At 61.6% G+C, this 17,588-nt stretch carries 14 protein-coding genes; 9 read left to right on the forward strand and 5 right to left on the reverse strand.

All coding sequences use genetic code 11. The features are described 5' to 3' along the window. Positions 1-8: 8 nt before the first annotated feature. The 4 genes from fabA to AC4IHP_RS24845 form a co-directional block, all read right to left on the reverse strand. Positions 9-524, reverse strand: a complete 516-nt coding sequence (gene fabA, locus AC4IHP_RS24830; protein ID WP_024013962.1) for a 3-hydroxyacyl-[acyl-carrier-protein] dehydratase FabA — start codon at positions 522-524, stop codon at positions 9-11. A 247-nt stretch (positions 525-771) separates the two neighbouring features. Then, on the reverse strand, positions 772-2,676 hold the full coding sequence (locus AC4IHP_RS24835) for an ATP-binding protein (RefSeq protein WP_490832971.1): 1,905 nt from the start codon (positions 2,674-2,676) through the stop codon (positions 772-774). Continuing rightward, complete coding sequence (locus AC4IHP_RS24840) at positions 2,673-3,605, reverse strand: ABC transporter substrate-binding protein (RefSeq protein ID WP_490832972.1); 933 nt, start codon at positions 3,603-3,605, stop codon at positions 2,673-2,675. Before AC4IHP_RS24840 ends, AC4IHP_RS24835 begins: the two co-directional genes overlap by 4 nt. 1 nt (position 3,606) lies before the next feature. After that, positions 3,607-5,730: a TonB-dependent receptor plug domain-containing protein gene (locus AC4IHP_RS24845; protein WP_490832973.1), complete on the reverse strand. Its 2,124-nt coding sequence runs from the start codon at positions 5,728-5,730 to the stop codon at positions 3,607-3,609. A 197-nt stretch (positions 5,731-5,927) separates the two neighbouring features. Here AC4IHP_RS24845 and AC4IHP_RS24850 point away from each other — a divergent pair, with 197 nt between their 5' ends. The 5 genes from AC4IHP_RS24850 (at position 5,928) to AC4IHP_RS24870 (ending at position 10,119) form a co-directional block, all read left to right on the forward strand. Beyond that, entirely contained in the window at positions 5,928-6,953 is a 1,026-nt protein-coding gene (locus tag AC4IHP_RS24850; RefSeq protein WP_024013958.1) for an NAD(P)H-dependent glycerol-3-phosphate dehydrogenase, read from the forward strand. 30 nt (positions 6,954-6,983) lie between these two features. Then, positions 6,984-7,331 (forward strand): DUF4389 domain-containing protein, encoded by a 348-nt coding sequence (locus AC4IHP_RS24855; protein ID WP_016773653.1) that lies wholly within the window; start codon positions 6,984-6,986, stop codon positions 7,329-7,331. Then, the gene (gene sixA / locus AC4IHP_RS24860; protein WP_460120795.1) at positions 7,328-7,780 is read left to right on the forward strand and encodes a phosphohistidine phosphatase SixA; all 453 of its coding nucleotides are present in this window, start codon (positions 7,328-7,330) and stop codon (positions 7,778-7,780) included. Before AC4IHP_RS24855 ends, sixA begins: the two co-directional genes overlap by 4 nt. 205 nt (positions 7,781-7,985) lie before the next feature. Next, positions 7,986-9,641, forward strand: coding sequence for an AMP-binding protein (locus tag AC4IHP_RS24865; protein ID WP_490832974.1), 1,656 nt, complete (start codon positions 7,986-7,988; stop codon positions 9,639-9,641). Positions 9,642-9,672: 31 nt separating this feature from the next. After that, a complete protein-coding gene (locus AC4IHP_RS24870; protein ID WP_460120791.1) occupies positions 9,673-10,119 on the forward strand; it encodes a hotdog fold thioesterase in 447 nt (148 codons plus the stop codon). Positions 10,120-10,149: 30 nt separating this feature from the next. Here AC4IHP_RS24870 and AC4IHP_RS24875 read toward each other — a convergent pair whose 3' ends face one another. Then, on the reverse strand, positions 10,150-13,155 hold the full coding sequence (locus tag AC4IHP_RS24875) for an RHS repeat domain-containing protein (protein WP_490832975.1): 3,006 nt from the start codon (positions 13,153-13,155) through the stop codon (positions 10,150-10,152). A gap of 215 nt (positions 13,156-13,370) precedes the next feature. On the opposite strand from AC4IHP_RS24875, the gene AC4IHP_RS24880 reads away from it, so the two are divergent. The 4 genes from AC4IHP_RS24880 to AC4IHP_RS24895 all read left to right on the forward strand — a co-directional run bounded on the left by AC4IHP_RS24880 (position 13,371) and on the right by AC4IHP_RS24895 (position 17,060). Beyond that, positions 13,371-14,177: an alpha/beta fold hydrolase gene (locus AC4IHP_RS24880; RefSeq protein WP_490832976.1), complete on the forward strand. Its 807-nt coding sequence runs from the start codon at positions 13,371-13,373 to the stop codon at positions 14,175-14,177. Continuing rightward, positions 14,174-15,028 (forward strand): alpha/beta hydrolase, encoded by an 855-nt coding sequence (locus AC4IHP_RS24885; protein ID WP_460120782.1) that lies wholly within the window; start codon positions 14,174-14,176, stop codon positions 15,026-15,028. The genes AC4IHP_RS24880 and AC4IHP_RS24885 overlap by 4 nt, the downstream gene beginning before the upstream one ends. 115 nt (positions 15,029-15,143) lie before the next feature. Beyond that, on the forward strand, positions 15,144-15,950 hold the full coding sequence (locus tag AC4IHP_RS24890; protein WP_490832977.1) for a DUF4892 domain-containing protein: 807 nt from the start codon (positions 15,144-15,146) through the stop codon (positions 15,948-15,950). Positions 15,951-16,019: 69 nt separating this feature from the next. Continuing rightward, positions 16,020-17,060, forward strand: coding sequence for an AI-2E family transporter (locus AC4IHP_RS24895; RefSeq protein ID WP_460120778.1), 1,041 nt, complete (start codon positions 16,020-16,022; stop codon positions 17,058-17,060). Positions 17,061-17,588: the final 528 nt, after the last annotated feature.

Raw genomic sequence — 17,588 nt, forward strand, 5'->3', positions numbered from 1 at the left:
AATAACCCTTAGAAGTTGTCAGTGGAGGTGAACACGCCGACGCGCAGGCCTTCGGCGGTGTAGATTTCGCGTCCGTCGACACTGACCGAACCATCGGCGATGGCCATGTTCAGCTTGCCCTTGAGGACGCGTTTGATATGAATGTTGTAAGTGACTTTCTTGGCGGTCGGCAGCACCTGACCGAAGAATTTCACCTCGCCCGAACCCAGCGCACGGCCGCGGCCCGGCAGGCCTTGCCAGCCCAGGAAGAAACCGACCAGTTGCCACATGGCATCTAGACCCAGGCAGCCCGGCATCACCGGATCGCCTTCGAAATGGCAGGCGAAGAACCACAGGTCAGGGTTGATATCCAGCTCGGCGACCAATTCACCTTTGCCGTACTTGCCGCCTTCTTCGCTGATATGGGTAATGCGATCCACCATCAGCATGTTCGGGGCGGGCAGTTGCGCGTTACCTGGGCCGAACAGCTCACCGCGACTGCAGCGCAGCAGGTCTTCCCGAGTAAAGGCGTTTTGTTTGGTCATGCGAGCTCCTCAATAATCCCATGCGGCAGGTGGGGCAGATCTTCCCGACCGTTCAAGGCGTTCATGCCTCGAACCGGCAGCCTACTCATAGACTATTGCGTTGTGGTGAAAGTCACAGCACCAAGGACATGAATGTACACTTGTGCACTGAAATTTTTAATCAAGCCCCTTTTAGGGCTCGTTCGGGTGCCTAAGACTGCCGCACTTTCGCTTTTCACGCCAGTCGCAGATGGTCGAAAGGCCCACACTACGACACCCATCGCTGCAAAATCTGCTGCAGGTCATTGCGTTTGAACGGCTTGGCCAGGTAATCGTTCATACCCGCCGCCAGACAGGTTTCGCGGTCGCCCTGCAAGGCGTTGGCGGTCAGCGCGATAATCGGCACATCGCGGCGGCCGGGCAGGTCGCGGATCTGCCGCGTGGCCTCGTAGCCGTCGATGATCGGCAGCCGGCAGTCCATCAGAATCACTTCGAACTCGCCGCCCTCGGCGCTGCGCACCGCTTGCGCGCCATCGGTCGCCACGCTGACGGCAAACCCGAGGCTGCGCAACATCGCTTCGATCACGGTCTGGTTGACCGGGTTGTCTTCGACCAGCAACACATGGCGTCCTTCGCCCTGACCACTGCCGTTCGGGGCGCGCGGCGCGGCCAGCGTTGGCAGCGCTTGTTTATACAGTGCCAGCGGGATTTCCAGGGTGAATACCGAGCCACGACCTTCTTCGCTCTGCGCGCGCAAGGTGCCGCCCATGCGTTCGGCCAGGGTCCGCGCGATCGGCAGACCAAGACCGGTACCACCGTAACGGCGAGAGATCGAGCTGTCGGCTTGCTGGAAGGCGTTGAACATCAGCTCCAGACTCTCCGAGGAGATGCCGATGCCACTGTCGCGTACCGAACAGGTGAACCACAGCAGTTCATGATCCAGCGATTGCCATTGCGCCTCGATGCTGACCCGGCCCTGCTCAGTGAATTTCAAGGCATTGCCGACCAGATTGACCAGAATCTGCCGGATCCGCGTCGGATCGCCCTGAACCTGCAAACCACGCATGTCATCGGGAATGCGCAGATTAAGTGCCAGGCCGCGCTGCACCGCGCTGTGCTGGAACGACTGCGCGCAGGCGCCGATCAACTCGGCGAGGTTGAACGGGATGTGCTCAAGCTCCAGCTCCGAACGCTCGATTCGCGAGAAGTCGAGAATGTCGTTGATGACCTTGAGCAAATGCTCGGTCGACTCCGAAGCAAGAGCGGCATATTCGGTCTGCTCGCCGGTCATCTCGGTGGTTTCGAGCAACTGCAACATGCCCAGCACGCCGTTCATGGGCGTGCGCAATTCATGGCTCATCATTGCCAGAAAGTCGGATTTGGCGTTGTTGGCCTTTTCCGCTTCTTCGCGGGTCTGGATCAATTGCGCCATCGCCTGCTGCTGTTCGCGGCTGGCCTGCTCCAGCGCTTGGGCAAGGTTGTTGATATGTTGTGACAGCGCGCCCAACTCGGTGTCATCGACAATCGGCAGCGGGGTTTTGTAGTCGCCTTCCTGAATCGCCTTGACCGCATCGCCGATGTCACGGATCGGCTGCGACAGACTGCCGGCCAGGCGCCGCGCCACGACAAAGGTGAAGAGCAGTGCGAACAGCGCGAGAATCCCGGCCTTGAACAGGATCTCCTGCTGGCGCTGACTGAAAGCGTCATTGGACAGTCCGACGATCACTCGCCCCAGATAATCCTCGCCGGTGGCGCTGTTGCTGACCTTGCCGTCCTGGAAAAAATCATTGTGCAAGGCGATCCGCTGCAAACGCACCGGTGCCTGAAAGACTTCGACCTGATGCGGGCGGCTGTGGCTATCGGCCGGTTGTTCGACGTACACCAGAATCCGGTTGGCGCTGTCCTGCACTTCGAGGAAACGCACATTGGGCGTGGCCAGTGTCGCCTTGAGCAGGCTTTCCAGCACTTCGTTGTTGCCGGAGATCACCCCGTATTCCGTGGCCGGGGCGAGCTGGTTGGCGATCAACTGGCCGGTGTGGTTCAGCTCCTGACGCAAATCCTGGATACGCACGAAGGTGAAGAAACTGATCAACAGCAATGTCAGCAACAGCGCCGGCCCGAGGCTGATCAGCTGCGTGCGGGTGTTGATGTCCCAACGGCGACGAAAACTCATGGGCGGCGCTCTCCTTCGGCCAAGGCATTGGCGACAGATGCTTCATTCAGCGGTTCGATGCCTAAGGAACGAGCCACCTGCGCATTACTTGAGACTTTGAAACGAGCGGGGTAAAGCGTTCGCGGCCATGCGCTGGTCGGCTGATCAAGCAGATGGTCGAGAATCGCCAGCCAGTCACTCTGGTCGCTGTAGGTGCTCGCGAGGCTGCCCGCGCGAACGAACGCAATGTTGGGGCCGATCAGTGCGACCTGCCGCGAGTAGCTGCTGAGCAAGAGATTTTTCGCCGTCTGCGAGTTGTACAGATCGGGGTCGTCGAGGCCGAGCAATACGTCACTGTTTTTCAGCACCGCTTGCAGTGGACGGCTGTCGTGAATGTTGTCCCAGCGCTGGCTGACGATCTGCAGATTCAATGGCCGCGCAGCCACACGCAATTCGTCGAGGAGGAACTCGCCGTGCTCATCGAACAGCACGCCGACGCGCCGGGCCTGCGGCAAGATCCGCCGGATCAGTTGCAATTGCCGGCTCAGCGGCGGGTCGCTCCAGAGCAGACTCAGGCGCGCCGGTTGGGCATCGGCGAAACGCTGGCGCGCCTGCAAGCGGCTGATGCGCAACACCAGCGTCGACGGACCTTGCGAGTCTTGCAGGCGCCAGTCGAGGCTGGGCAGATCGAGCAGGATCAAGCGCAGACTGGCCGGCAGTTTGCCCGGTGCCGGCAGGCTGGCCAGCGGCTGGAATCGCACATTGTCGGTCGGGCGCAGTTCACTCAGTGCCTGGACGAAGGCCTGCACGCCGGGGCTTTCCTCGGCGCCGGTCAACAGAATATCCGCCGCCTGCACCGCGACGCCGTGCAGCCACGCGGTCATGAACAGGCAGAGCCCGGCCAGCCAGTGGCCAAGGGTTGGCGTCTTCCGTGACGGGCCGTTGCGCATCCTAGAACTCCAGCTCGGCGCTGAAATACATCACCTGGCGTTCATCGTAATTATTGTCGACGAAGGTGTTCGGCTGATGGTCGAGGCGCTGTTGCAGCACACCGGCCAATTGCAGCTGAGCTTTGCCAATGGCGATGCGTTTGGCGATGCGCGTGTCGATGCGCTCGAAGCGATAGCCGTTGAGCGCGTTGTCGCCGTAATAGAAGAGGGCGCTGTTCCAGCCATGCCCCCAGTTGCGCAGCCAACCGGCGGAACCGCTGTGGCGCGAAGTGAACTGCTGGTCCAGCGGATTGCTCGCCTCGGCATCGACGAAGGCATAAGTGAAGCGCAAGCGGTCAGCGCTGCTCACGCGCCAGTCGAGTTGCGTTTCGCTGCCGCGAAAGCGCGAGCTGTTGGCGTTGCTGGCGATGTATTGGTTATTGCGCAAAGGCTCGCTGATCATGCCGGTGATTTCGTCGTAGAACAGCTTCACGTCCACCGCCAGACCGAGTTCGGCGAAATAACCGTTGTACCCCAATTCCCGCGAGCGCATGTGCTCCTGATCGAGATCGCCGGGGCCACGGGTCTTGACGAAATAACGCGCCGACGACTGGCCGTAGGCCGAGGGCCGCAGGTTGCTGACCTGATAGCTCCAGTTGACGTTGTTCTCGAACATGTCCGGCGAGCGGATCGCCTCCGAGTACACCGCGCGCAGGCCATGACGCGGGTTGATCAGGTAGTTGACCGCGAAGCGCGGGGTCAGCGAACTGCCGATCAGTTGCGTGTCTTCGAACATCGCACCGCCCTGCACCAGCCAGTGCTCGGTAGCGCGCCATTCCAGTTGGCCGAAGGCGCGCCAGGTGGTGTCGTCGAGGGTGCCGTTGAAATAGGTCTCGGAATCGGCGCGGTCGTAGCGGTAGTTGAGGCCGCTGACCAGACGCAGGCTGTCGGACAGACTGAGGGTGTCCTGCAGTTCGAGGTCGTAGCGCGATTCGCGGGCGCTCTGGTCGATGTCGCCGCACAGGGTCTGGCTGGCGCCGTTGCGCCACTGTTCGAGCACTTGATTGGCCAGCGCCATTTCCTGCGGCGTGCCGGGCGCCGCGCCGGGGCCGGTGAACTGGGTGATGTTGCGCGCCAGCCGTTCGGTGTAATTCGGGTTGAGCTGCCACAGCTGCGCCAGCTCGGGGCTGAACGACACCTCGGCATCGCAGGCGCGCCAGACCTGCTGGCGATCCCAGTGCTGCGCCGAACCTTGCACATAAAGGCTGTGTTCGGGGTTGATATCGAGGTTCCAGCGCACCGAGCCGGCGTAATCCTTGGCCACTACGTCGGAATTGTTCCCGGCGTCGGTAATCCCCGAGAACACCGGGCGGTAGGTATAAGGCCGCTGATTGCTGCCGTCCTTGGCGTTGAGCTGCCAGTCGAGGCTTTGCCCTTCATTGAGGTCGTGGCTGACCGCCAGGCTCAGACGATTCAAGCGTCGACTGTCGCGATAATCGGCGCCGTTGCGGTCGCTGTCGAAACCGTCGTCTTCCTGGCCGGATAGCGACAGGCGCAGATCACCGCCATCCCAACCGGTGCCTTGACTGGCATAAAAGTCGTTGATGCCACGCTGACCACGGGTGATTTTCAGGCGCGTGCCGTGGCTGTCGGCCGGGTGGCGGGTGATGATGTTGATCACCGCCATCAGCGCGTTGGCGCCGTAGCTGACTGTGTTCGGGCCGCGAAACACCTCGATCCGGTCGATGTCTTCCATCGCTACCGGAATATCGCTCCAGTCCACCGTCGCCAGGCCGGCGCGATACACCGAGCGGCCATCGATCAACACCTGCATGCGCCGTGCTTCGCTGGCGTTGGTACCGTGGTAATTCACCGCCGGTTGATTGCCGTTGATGCTGCCGACCATCATCCCGGGTACCAGTCGCAGCAATTCGCTGATGTCCCGGGCACCGCTGGCGCTGATCAATTCGCTGTCGAGAACGGTCATGCTTCCCGGCACTTCCGCCGGCGTCTGCTTCAGGCGCGTGGCCGTGAGCACCGGCGGCAGCGTCTGGCTGTCGACGAACAGGTCGTCCGCCAGCACCAGCGGGCTGAACAGCAGCGCCAGTAGCACGGGCGAGCGCGGGGGAGGAGGGCCAGAAAACACGACACAGCCTGCAGAGAAAAGAATTGGCGCGCATGTTAACCGAGGGCAGCGACTTTTCCAGTGACGTTACAGGCATTTTCCTAGGTTTTATTGGTATTCTTCCTACAAATGTCGGTAATTGTTGCTGGGGCTGGCCGCCACCGGGGCGCCCCGTATAATGCCCGGCATCGCCACTGGTATGGAATAACGGATTGCATATGACTGAACAGCGCCCGATTGCGGTCCTGGGAGGCGGAAGTTTTGGTACCGCCGTGGCCAATCTGCTGGCCGAGAACGGCCATCAAGTCCTTCAGTGGATGCGGGACCCAGAGCAGGCCGAGGCCATCCGGGTCAATCGCGAAAACCCGCGTTACCTCAAAGGCATCAAGATTCTGCCGGGCGTGACCGCCGTCACCGACCTGCAAGCCACCCTCGACGCCTGCGATCTGTGCTTCGTCGCGCTGCCATCCAGCGCCTTGCGCACGGTACTCGCCGCCCACGCCGAGCGCTTGAGCGGCAAGATGCTGGTCAGCCTGACCAAAGGCATCGAAGCGCAGACCTTCAAGCTGATGAGCCAGATTCTCGAAGAGATCGCCCCGCAGGCGCGCATCGGCGTGTTGTCCGGGCCGAACCTGGCGCGGGAAATCGCCGAGCACGCGCTGACCGCCACTGTGGTCGCCAGTGAAGACGAAGAACTGTGCAAAGCGGTGCAAGCCGCCCTGCACGGTCGTACCTTCCGCGTTTACGCCAGCGCCGACCGTTTCGGTGTCGAGCTGGGCGGGGCGTTGAAAAACGTTTACGCGATCATCGCCGGCATGGCGGTGGCGCTGGAGATGGGCGAGAACACCAAGAGCATGCTGATCACTCGCGCCTTGGCCGAGATGACCCGCTTTGCGGTGAATCAGGGCGCCAACCCGATGACCTTCCTCGGCCTGGCCGGGGTCGGTGATCTGATCGTCACCTGTTCATCGCCCAAGAGCCGCAACTACCAGGTCGGCTTCGCTCTCGGCCAGGGCTTGAGCCTCGACGAAGCGGTGTCGCGACTTGGCGAGGTCGCCGAAGGGGTCAACACCCTCAAGGTGCTCAAGGCCAAGTCCCAGGAAGTCGGTGTGTACATGCCGCTGGTCGCCGGGTTGCACGCGATCCTGTTCGAAGGACGCACGCTGGAGCAGGTGATCGGTCTACTGATGCGTGCCGAGCCGAAAACCGACGTCGACTTTATTTCCACCAGCGGTTTCAACTGATTCAGCTGTTACACGGACAGGAAGCAAGCCATGAACGATCCGAAAAGCGAAACCCAGTACGAATCCATCCTCCTGCGGGTGTTGTGGATGATCGTTTATCTGCTGGTCTGGCAAGTCGCGCAGTTCATCCTCGGCGCGGTGGTCTTGGTGCAACTGATCTACCGCCTGATCTACGGCGCACCGAGCGCCAGCCTGATGAATTTTGGCGACAGCCTCAGCCAGTTTCTCGCGCAGATCGGCCGCTTCGGCACATTCCACAGTGACCAGAAGCCCTGGCCGTTCGCCGACTGGCCGGCGCCGCGCACCCCGGAAGGGGAAGCGCCACACACCGTCGCCCCAGCCGCGCATCCGGTGCGCGATGAGGAGCCCAAGCTATGAAACTGTGGATATTGCGTCATGGTGAGGCGGTGCCTCACGGCTCGAAAATCGATTCCGAGCGCGAGTTGACCGAGCATGGTCGTAACGAAGTCCTGCGCAGCGCGGCGCATCTGATGGGCCAGCCGCTGACGGCGATCTACGCCAGCCCTTATCTGCGCGCGCAGCAGACCGCGCAGATTGTCCGCGAGGCGCTGGGGTTCGAGCCGGAGATCCGTACGGTCGACTGGCTGACGCCGGAGAGTGATCCGGACAAGGTCGCCGAGCAATTGGTGTCGGTCAGTAATGTTCTGCTGGTCAGCCATAACCCGTTGGTGGGCAATCTGCTCAGCTATCTGCAGCATGGCGCCGGGCATCCGCCGGAGCGGGTGAGTACAGCGGGGCTGGCCGAGCTTGAGCACAGCGAACTGCTGATTGGCTCGATGAAGCTCAATAGCCTCAAACACCCTTAACGCCGGTACCTTGTGGGAGCGGGCTTGCTCGCGAATGCGGTGTGTCATTCACGGTTGATGTGTCTGATACACCGCATTCGCGAGCAAGCCCGCTCCCACATTTGAGCGGCGCAATTCTTAGGAAATTATTTGTTTGAAAATTTCAACCAAGCACTTGCTTGGTTGACTACGCTTGCTCCAGACCAAAAAAACAGGAGCGAGTCGCATGTCTGCCGCCTTCCGTTTGCCGCTGGACGTGTTCTACGAACGGGAAGCCCGGCATCCGCGCCAGCGCTTTCTGGTGCAGCCGATCGGCGGCGGCCAGGTCGAGACACTGACTTGGGCCGATGTCGGCCATCAGGCCCGCTGCGCCGCGCACTGGCTGCGGGCGCGGGAGCTGCCACCCGGCAGCCACATCGCGCTGATCTCGAAAAACTGCGCGCACTGGATCATCGCCGACCTGGCGATCTGGATGGCCGGCCATGTGTCCGTGCCGCTGTACCCCAATCTCACCGCCGAGTCCGTGGCGCAGGTGCTGACTCACTCGGAAAGTGCGCTGGCGTTCATTGGCAAGCTCGATGACTGGGCAGGCATGTCACAAGGCGTGCCGGCGGGCCTGCCGACCATCAGCCTGCCACTGCATCCGCCTGGCGAGTTCGATTACAGCTGGGCGGACCTGCAGAGCTGTTCGCCAATCCAGGACGACCCACGTCCCGCCGCCGAACAATTGGCGACGATCATCTATACCTCCGGCACCACCGGCCTGCCCAAAGGCGTGATGCACAGTTTCGCCAATCTTGGTTTCGCCACCAGTCGTGGCACGCAGCTGTTCGGGCTTAACGAGAACGATCGGCTGTTGTCGTACCTGCCGTTGTGCCACGTTGCCGAGCGCATGTTTGTCGAATTGGCCTCGATCTATACCGGCCAGACCGTGTTTTTCGCCGAGAGCCTCGACACCTTCATCACCGATCTGCAGCGCGCGCGGCCGACCGCCATGTTCGGTGTGCCGCGTATCTGGACCAAGTTCCAGATGGGCGTGTACGGCAAGATCCCGGCGCAGCGTCTGGACTTTCTCCTCGGGCTGCCCTTCATCGGCAAGCGGGTCGGGCGCAAAGTGCTGGCCGGGCTCGGCCTGGATGCCTTGCGCGTAGCGTTGTCCGGCGCCGCGCCAGTGCCGCAGACCTTGCTCGCCTGGTATCAGAAACTCGGCCTCGATGTGCTGGAGGTCTACGGCATGACCGAGGGCTGCGGTTACTCGCATATCTGCCTGCCGGGGCAGTACAAGCAGGGTTGGATTGGTCAGCCGTGCCCGGAAGTGGAAGTGCGCATCGATGAGTCCGGCGAAGTGCAGGTGCGCAGCCAGGCCAACATGCTTGGCTATTTCAAGGAGCCGCAGAAGACTGCGGAGACGCTCACCGCAGACGGCTTTCTGCGCACGGGCGACAAGGGTGAGCAGGACAGCGAAGGGCGCCTGCGCCTGACCGGGCGACTGAAGGAAATCTTCAAGACCAGTAAAGGCAAATATGTCGCGCCGGCGCCGATCGAAAACCGCCTGGCCGTGCATTCGCGCATCGAGCAAGTGTGTGTGGTCGGCGATGGCCTGAGTGCGCCGCTGGGGTTGTGCGTGCTGTCGACGGTCAATCAGCAAGAGCCTCGTGCCAGCCTGCACGCGAGCCTGGAAAAACTCCTCGAAGAGGTCAACGCCGCTCTCGACAAACACGAACGCCTGCGCCGGCTGGTGGTGGTCAAGGACAACTGGGCGGTCGATAACGGCTTCCTCACGCCAACCCTGAAGATCAAACGCAACGTCATCGAGGATCGCTACGGGCCGCGCTTCGAAGAATGGAGCGCGCGCAGCGAGGCGGTGCTGTGGCAGGATTGAGCGTCGATCAAAACAACAAAGGAAGTCTGCGATGAGCTTGTGGCGTACTACTCCCGACATCGAGAAGCTGAATGCGATACAGAAAAACACCATCGGCGAAGTGCTGGACATTCGCTTCGAAGCCTTCGATGAACAATCGCTGACCGCGAGCATGGTCATCGACCATCGCACTCACCAGCCCTACGGTTTGCTGCATGGCGGCGCATCGGTAGTGCTGGCGGAGACCGTCGGCTCGATGGCCAGTTACCTGTGCATCGATGCCAGCAAGTTCTATTGCGTCGGCCTGGAGATCAACGCCAACCATTTGCGCGGCTTGCGTAGCGGGCGGGTGACGGCGGTGGCCACGCCGATTCATATCGGCCGCACCACGCACGTATGGGACATCCGCCTGACCAGCGACGAAGGCAAGGCCAGTTGCGTGTCGCGCCTGACCATGGCGGTGGTGCCGCTGGGAGAACAGCCGCCGCTGCGCGGATGATGACGGCAGCTCTTGGGCACGCAAGCCCGCTCAGAAATTCAATTCCGAGCGGGAGTATTTCCTTTGGCCGGGGGCCGTCTCGCTGACGAAAGTCAATAATTCGGTGGCAGCCGGATCAAAGGCTGTATTGCTTGAAATCGGCGGGCTTTCACGACTGATGCCGGCGCCGACCTGGTTTTTTTCAAGGTCCCAGGAAGTTGTGCCCAGCTCAGCGCTCAGGCCCGGCTTGGCGATCGTGACAAACGTCGAGCGTATGTCGGCGACTGCGCTCACGACTGCACGGCTGATCGCCGTTCGGGTATGTACGTCCAGCGCGTCGTAGCCAGGGATCTGTGACACGGCCAGATTGGCGATTTGCCCCAGAGACAAGAAGAAATGACGGCTGCTGTAGCCGACCACCGCGTTCTCCTGGTTGAAGCTCGGTTCGCGATTGTTCGACGGTAGGGTCGGCGTTCCGCGCAATCCCCTTGCGGCCGAGGCACCGGCAGCACTGGCAGCCGTGACTGCCGAGACGGCAAGCACCGACTGCAACACATTACCGGTTACGTCGCTGCCGAACAGCATGGAGCCACCGAGTCCGGTGGCGCCCGCCGCCAATCCTGCCCCAACCGCGCTGGCCGCTCCCGTGAGCGGATCGACACGGCCCACAGCCGGGTTGCTCGGACCGGCATTGGCGAGATACTGCGCCGATATCTCACGAAACAGCGTACCGAAGGCGCTGCCGATCTGGCCCGCCGCTGCCGGATTGCCGCGTGGATCGAGCATGCCAAGCAGCGAAGGCGCGGCGCCCAAGGCCGCACCTATTACGGCACCGCCGATTTTCGCAGCCAAAGGTCCCCAATCGGCCGGGGAACTGATCTGCATAGAGCTTTGCGCCCAGTTGGCACCGGCATAGCCGCTTATGCCACCTGTTACGGCGCCCGCCAACGCACCTCCGATGCTTACCGCAACGTTGGCCGGCGGCAGGAAACCGACGAAAGCCGCTTGTGCGGCAGTGGCGAAGGCTGCGCTAACGAACTCTCGCGTGGCCGTCGCGCCCGCTGCCCTGGCGGTATCCCATCCTGTCAGCCCCTGGCGGTCGACAAACCTGACGGGATTGCCGCGCACCATCAAATACTGATTCATACCATCGGTGATACCCACCGGATCCGGGCTTATCCAACGCATCAACCAAGGCGCATAGAAGCGTTGGCCATAATAATAAAGGCCGGTGGCATCAAGCTCCTGGCCTGCGTAGCGGCGGGTCTTGTAGCGGGCCTGGAGCTGATCCGGGCCTGCCCACCATGAGGTACCGCCGTAGGGAAAATAGTTCTCCTCGCAAATAGTATTGCCCTGATCGTCGAGGACCAGCATGTTCGAGCCAAGCTGGTTGCTGAACTGATAGCGATATTGATCGGCGACGCTGTCCTTTGTGGTCCAGTGCAGGATTTCCACAGCACAGCGTCCTGCCTGCACGGAAATGACGTGGACGGTTTCATCGGGCCGATGGCGTATTTCCAGCGATGGCAGATAGCGTGTTTCATGCAAATGCGCGCGTGCTGGCGATTGTATGAGGCGGATTTTGCGCTTGCGCTGACCCGCGCCGTCGTACACATAGCGTTCGCAGTCGTTCGTAGCATCCTTGCGCATGACCTGATCGACCTGGCGCAATCGTCCGCCAGCACTCCACAGCAAAGGCTGACCGGACTGGAGCATTTTCCGGTTGCCGTTGAGATCGAACCCGGCGGCGATCTCCAGTTCATCGGGCAGCGTGCCGCTGGCAGTTTGCTCAAGGCCGCGATTGCTGTATTTGGAAATCGCCGTGCGCTGCGTCCAGCTCTTGCTTGCGGCACTGTGGACCAGGGCGATGAGGTTGCCGGCTGCATCATACGTGTAGGTCTGGCGGTAGTTTTCGAGCTGCGCCGAATCTGGTGGAGAGCTGAAGACCGGCTCCTGAGGACCATTGACCGTGCAGCTGCGTTGCCAGCCCGTGGCACAGATCAATTGGTAGAGGCTGTCGTAGATAAACGAGGAGACAGGATTGATGGTCTGGTTGCGAAAAAAGCGCGGGGGCTGCGCCATGTCCTCGACACTGAGAATGTTGCCGACCGGATCGTAGCAATAGACCAGGTGTTGCAGGGCAGGGCGCCCGTCTTTTCCGGCAATGATCTGCAGGAGCCGGCCGCTCTGTGGATCGTAGATATTCTGGCTGATCACGCCGTTGGCGGCTGCCTGACGCAAAACCTGATCCCCCGCGCTGTACTGGATGTCGTGCAGTAACAGTCTGGGCTGAGAATCCTGGGCAGCTTTGACACTGATCTGCTTGAGTTGCCCGCCTACGTCAAAATGGAGCTGCTTCTGATTGCCCGTGGCATCTTGCTGGCTGATGGTTTCATTCAGCGCGTTATAGCCGATATGGGTTGCTGCACCGCTCCCGTGTTCGTGCAGCAGGTCTCTGTCTGCCAAGGCTTGCGGCCAGTCTGGCTCGTCGAGTTCGCTGAGAAAATGCCGCACCCCCCTGAGCTGTTCACCCTTGAGGGAATATTCAGGAAAAAATTCGCTGCCAGCATTATCGTCATGGCGAACAATCCGGCCGCATTGGTTGCGCGCTGCGCACGACGGCGAGCTGTCGCCGTAACTGAAAAAGCCACTGTTTCTGGCGCTCATGCCCTGTACGTGTTCGACGATACTGACCGGGCGCAGCAGCAAATCGTAGGCGGTCAACGTCTGCGTCATCAGCCCGTCCCAGGCGATGAGGCGTTGTCCTGCTGCGCCCGGCAATGTCAGGCGAAGCGCGCCATCGACGCTGTCGCTGGAAAGCGATACGCCTGTGAGGCTGGAAATCACGGTCAGGTTGGGGCGGGCGTCGGGTTCGCGCTGATGCAGCGCACCCAGGCGTGGATCGCAGGCTTCAGTCAATTGACCTGAAGCGTTGTAACGTTGGCGATAGATACGGGGGTCGATCGGCCCACCGGGCGCTTCACGACAATAGGACACCGTGGCAACGTTCAGTCCTCGTGAATCCATCACGGCGAGTGTCGGCGTATGAGTGTGCATGACGCATCCGAGTGCTGAACCTGATTCGTTTATCGGACAGGAGCGGCCAGCGGTCAACTGTCAGAAATTACAGGTGAGCGTAGATTGCGACGACCGGTTCAACGTCTGTATGGATAAAACGTCATCGCCACTATTCGTGGCCGTTACGGTCATTGCTGTCGACGCGGGTCTTGCGGACAATCAACGTCACGTTTCCCGCTCATGGATTTGCCCGCATGTCGCAACCGATCTTTTTCGCCCACGCCAACGGCTTCCCTTCGGGGACCTATGGCAAGTTGTTTGCGGCGCTGGCGCCGGAGTATCGGGTCGCGCATCTGGAGCAGCACGCCCATGACCCGCGTTTTCCGGCGGACGACAACTGGTACAACCTCGTCGACGAACTGATCCATCACCTGGAGCAGCAGGAGCAGCCGGTATGGGGCGTCGGCCATTCCTTTGGCGGTCTGCTGCACCTGCACGCGGCGTTGCGTTGTCCCGAGTTGTATCGCGGCGTGGTCATGCTCGATTCGCCGGTGCTGACCCGCACCGATCAGTGGGTGATCCGCGCGGCCAAGCGCTTTGGTTTCATCGACCGGCTCACCCCGGCCGGGCGCACCCTCGGGCGCCGTGAAGAATTCGCCGATCTCGACAGCGCGCGCAGTTATTTTTCTGGCAAAACCCTGTTTCGCGGCTTCGATCCGGAATGCTTCGATGCTTACCTGCAACACGGTTTGCATCAGGTCGACGACAAGCTGCGCCTGCGTTTTGACCCAGCTACCGAAATCAGCATTTATCGCGGCGTGCCGCACACCAGTCCGGGGCGCACCCGGCATTTGCAGGTGCCACTGGCCATGGTGCGCGGGCACAAGAGCCGCGTGGTCATGCGCCATCACAGCCGTTTCGTCTCGCGCCTGCCGCAGGGCGAGGCGCTGAGCATGCCGGGCGGGCACATGTTTCCGCTGGAGCGTCCGCAAGATACGGCGCGACTGCTCAAGAGCCTGTTCAGCCGCTGGGAGCAGCGGCAGAACAAGGATTGCGCATGAGCGCGACTTGCGAAGAAGTGCGCCTGAACCTGCCGCACATCGAGTTGGCCGCGCATCTGTTCGGTCCCGAGGACGGCTTGCCGGTGATCGCGTTGCACGGCTGGCTCGACAACGCCAACAGCTTCGCCCGGTTGGCGCCCAAGCTTGACGGCTTGCGCATCGTTGCCCTGGACATGGCTGGCCACGGCCATTCCGGGCATCGGCCGAGCGGTGCGGGTTATGCCCTGTGGGACTACGCCCATGATGTTTTGCAAGTGGCTGAGCAACTGGGCTGGAAGCGTTTCGGTTTGCTCGGGCACTCGATGGGCGCGATTGTCTCGATGGTCCTCGCCGGTTCGCTGCCGGAGCGCATCAGCCACCTGGCGCTCATCGATGGAGTGATTCCTCCGACAGACAAAGGCGAAAACGCCGCCGAGCGCATGGGCATGGCCCTGCAGGCGCAACTCGATCTGCGGGAAAAGCGCAAACCGGTCTACACCAATCTCGAGCGTGCCATCGAGGCGCGGATGAAAGGCCTGGTGGCGGTCAGTCGCGAAGCCGCTGAACTGTTGGCCCAGCGCGGTTTGATGCCGGTGCCCGGGGGTTACACCTGGCGCACCGACAATCGCCTGACCCTGCCATCGCCGCTGCGCCTGACGGAAGAACAGGCGATGGCATTTGCCTCGCGCGTGAGTTGCCCGGCTCATCTGGTGGTCGCGGCGGATGGCATGTTGGCGAGGCATTCTGAGCTGCTGGAGCGTCTGCCCTTCAGCCACGAACAGTTGCCGGGCGGGCATCATCTGCACCTGAATGATGAGGCTGGCGCAGGTCTTGTAGCAGACTGTTTCAATCGCTTCTTCGCCATGCCTTGACTTGCTGCGGGCAACTGCCGAGGCTGGGCGGGTTGAAACAGGAGACAAACTTGATGGATTTCTATACCGCTGCGACCCCGACCCGCCCAGCCATGACCGTCCGGTGAGGCTGACTATGCGGTCACTCAGTCTCTTCGCGCTGTGCTGCTTCAGCTCCTTGTCCTTTGCTGCCGATGTGCCGGGCGGCCAGGATCTGCAAATTGTGCCGCGTCTGGCCGACGCGCAGATCGTCGACTATCGCCCGGCCGCCGAGCTGGAGCGCATCTACCCGCTGGGCTCGATCCGCAAGATCAGCGGCCAGTTGCGCTTCGACGGTCAGGTCACCGCGCGCGGCCAGACCACCTCGGTAACCTACGAGTTGCCGCCGGAACATTCCGCCACCGAAGCCTTTACCGCCGCCCGCGAAGCCCTGCAACAGCAGGATGCCGAATTGCTGTTCTGGTGCCAGGCCCGCGATTGCGGCGAAAGCAGCCTGTGGGCCAACGAGGTCTTCGGAAACGCCAAGCTGTATGGCTCTGACGAGCAACAGGCCTATCTGTTGCTCAGGCTGGCGGCGCCGAAGGACAACACGCTGGTGGCGCTCTACAGCATCACTCGCGGCAATCGCAAAGCCTATCTGCATGTCGAGCAATTCGAGGCGGCTGCGCCGTTGGGCGAGTTGCTGCCGACCTCGGCGACCCTGCTGCGCCAATTGAAAAGCACCGGCGAGCTGGATTTTCCGAAACTGGTCGATGAGCCGGATGCGACCTGGCTGCGCCTGATTTCCCGTGGCCTGAATCTCGACACGACCTTGCGGGTCACGGTTTCCGGGCCCAAGGCCGAAGCCTGGCGCCAGGCGTTGATCACTCAGGGTGTGCGGGCGGCACGGTTGGAAACCGGCAATCCTGACGGCTCTGGTCTGCGCATCGATTTGTTGCGATAAGCTGTGCCGGGCGAGCACGAACACAGTGTTCGCCTACTCTTTCGCTGACTGACTTTGCCGGGACTTTCCATGCTCAATAACGATCGCCTGCTGGTGCAGATTCTGCTGCTGGTGTTGTTTGGTGCCAGCCTGTGGGTGATGGCGCCGTTCTGGTCGGCGCTGTTCTGGGGCGCGGTGCTGGCGTTCGCCAGTTGGCCGCTGATGCGTTTGCTGACCCGCGCGCTCAATGGCCGCGAATCGCTGGCCGCGTTGATCCTGACACTGGGCTGGATGTTGCTGGTGGCGGCGCCGCTGGTGTGGCTGGGTTTCAACCTTGCCGATCATGTGCGCGATGCCACGGCATTCATCAAGGACGTGCAGGTCGACGGTCTGCCGGAAGCGCCGACCTGGCTCGGCAGCGTGCCTCTGGTCGGTGAGCGGCTGGTGGCAATGTGGGACAGCATCGATCAGCAGGGTGCGGCGTTGATGGTCTCGATCAAGCCGTATCTGGGCCAGGTCGGCAACTGGCTGCTGGCACGCAGTGCGCAGATCGGCGGGGGGATTCTCGAGCTGACGCTGAGCCTGGTCTTCGTATTCTTTTTCTACCGTGACGGGCCGCGACTGGCGGCGTTTGTGCACAGTCTGCTGGAGCGCCTGATTGGTGATCGTGCCGGCTATTACATCGAGCTGGTGGCGGGTACTGTGCAGCGGGTGGTCAACGGTGTGATTGGTACAGCGGCAGCCCAGGCGGTGCTGGCGTTGATCGGCTTCCTGATTGCCGGGGTTCCGGGGGCGCTGGTGCTGGGGATCGTTACGTTTCTGCTCAGTCTGATTCCGATGGGGCCACCGCTGGTGTGGGTGCCGGCCACGGCTTGGCTGGCGTGGAAGGGCGAATACGGGATGGCGGTGTTTCTCGGGATCTGGGGGACGTTCATCATCAGTGGCGTGGACAACGTGCTCAAGCCGTATCTGATCAGCCGTGGCGGCAATCTGCCGTTGGTGATTGTGCTGCTCGGGGTGTTTGGCGGGTTGATTGCGTTTGGCTTTATCGGGTTGTTTATTGGGCCTACGTTATTGGCGGTGGCTTATAGTCTGTTGACGGATTGGAGTAAGAGTCAGGCTCGGGTCTAGGGGGGGCTTTGCGGCCTTTGGGCCGACCAGTCTCTTGGGGTTTTGGGTGTATATCCGTTTCTGCGGGTGTTGCGGATTACGGTTCCGCCCTTACGGCGGGTCACTTTTGCAGACGCCCAAAAGTAACCAAAACGCTTTGCTCCTGCGTTCGGCCCTCGCAGGCTCGGGTTCCTTCGCTCCGGGATCGATCCGGGCGCAGCGGCTACGGTTTGCTTCGCTGCACCTCCTTCCGCTGTGTCTGGCTGCGCCAGACGGTCGCTGCGCTCCCACGCCCGGATCAATCCCTCCACTCAGCCTTCCGACGTCGCCCGTGGATCAAAAGCACTCGAGCTAACGCTCATTGTTGAGTGGGGCGGCTTCGCCGCGGGCAGCTGCGCTGCTTTGCTTTTGTGGGAGCTGGCTTGCCAGCGATAGCGCCCTCACATCCAACCAATATCTAGCGAATAAACTCAGTTTCATTGTGGGAGCGAGCCTGCTCGCGAAGAGGCCGCTACATTCAACCAAGACATTGAATCAACAGATGCTTTC

The sequence above is a fragment of the Pseudomonas sp. UF-293 genome (assembly GCF_058245595.1).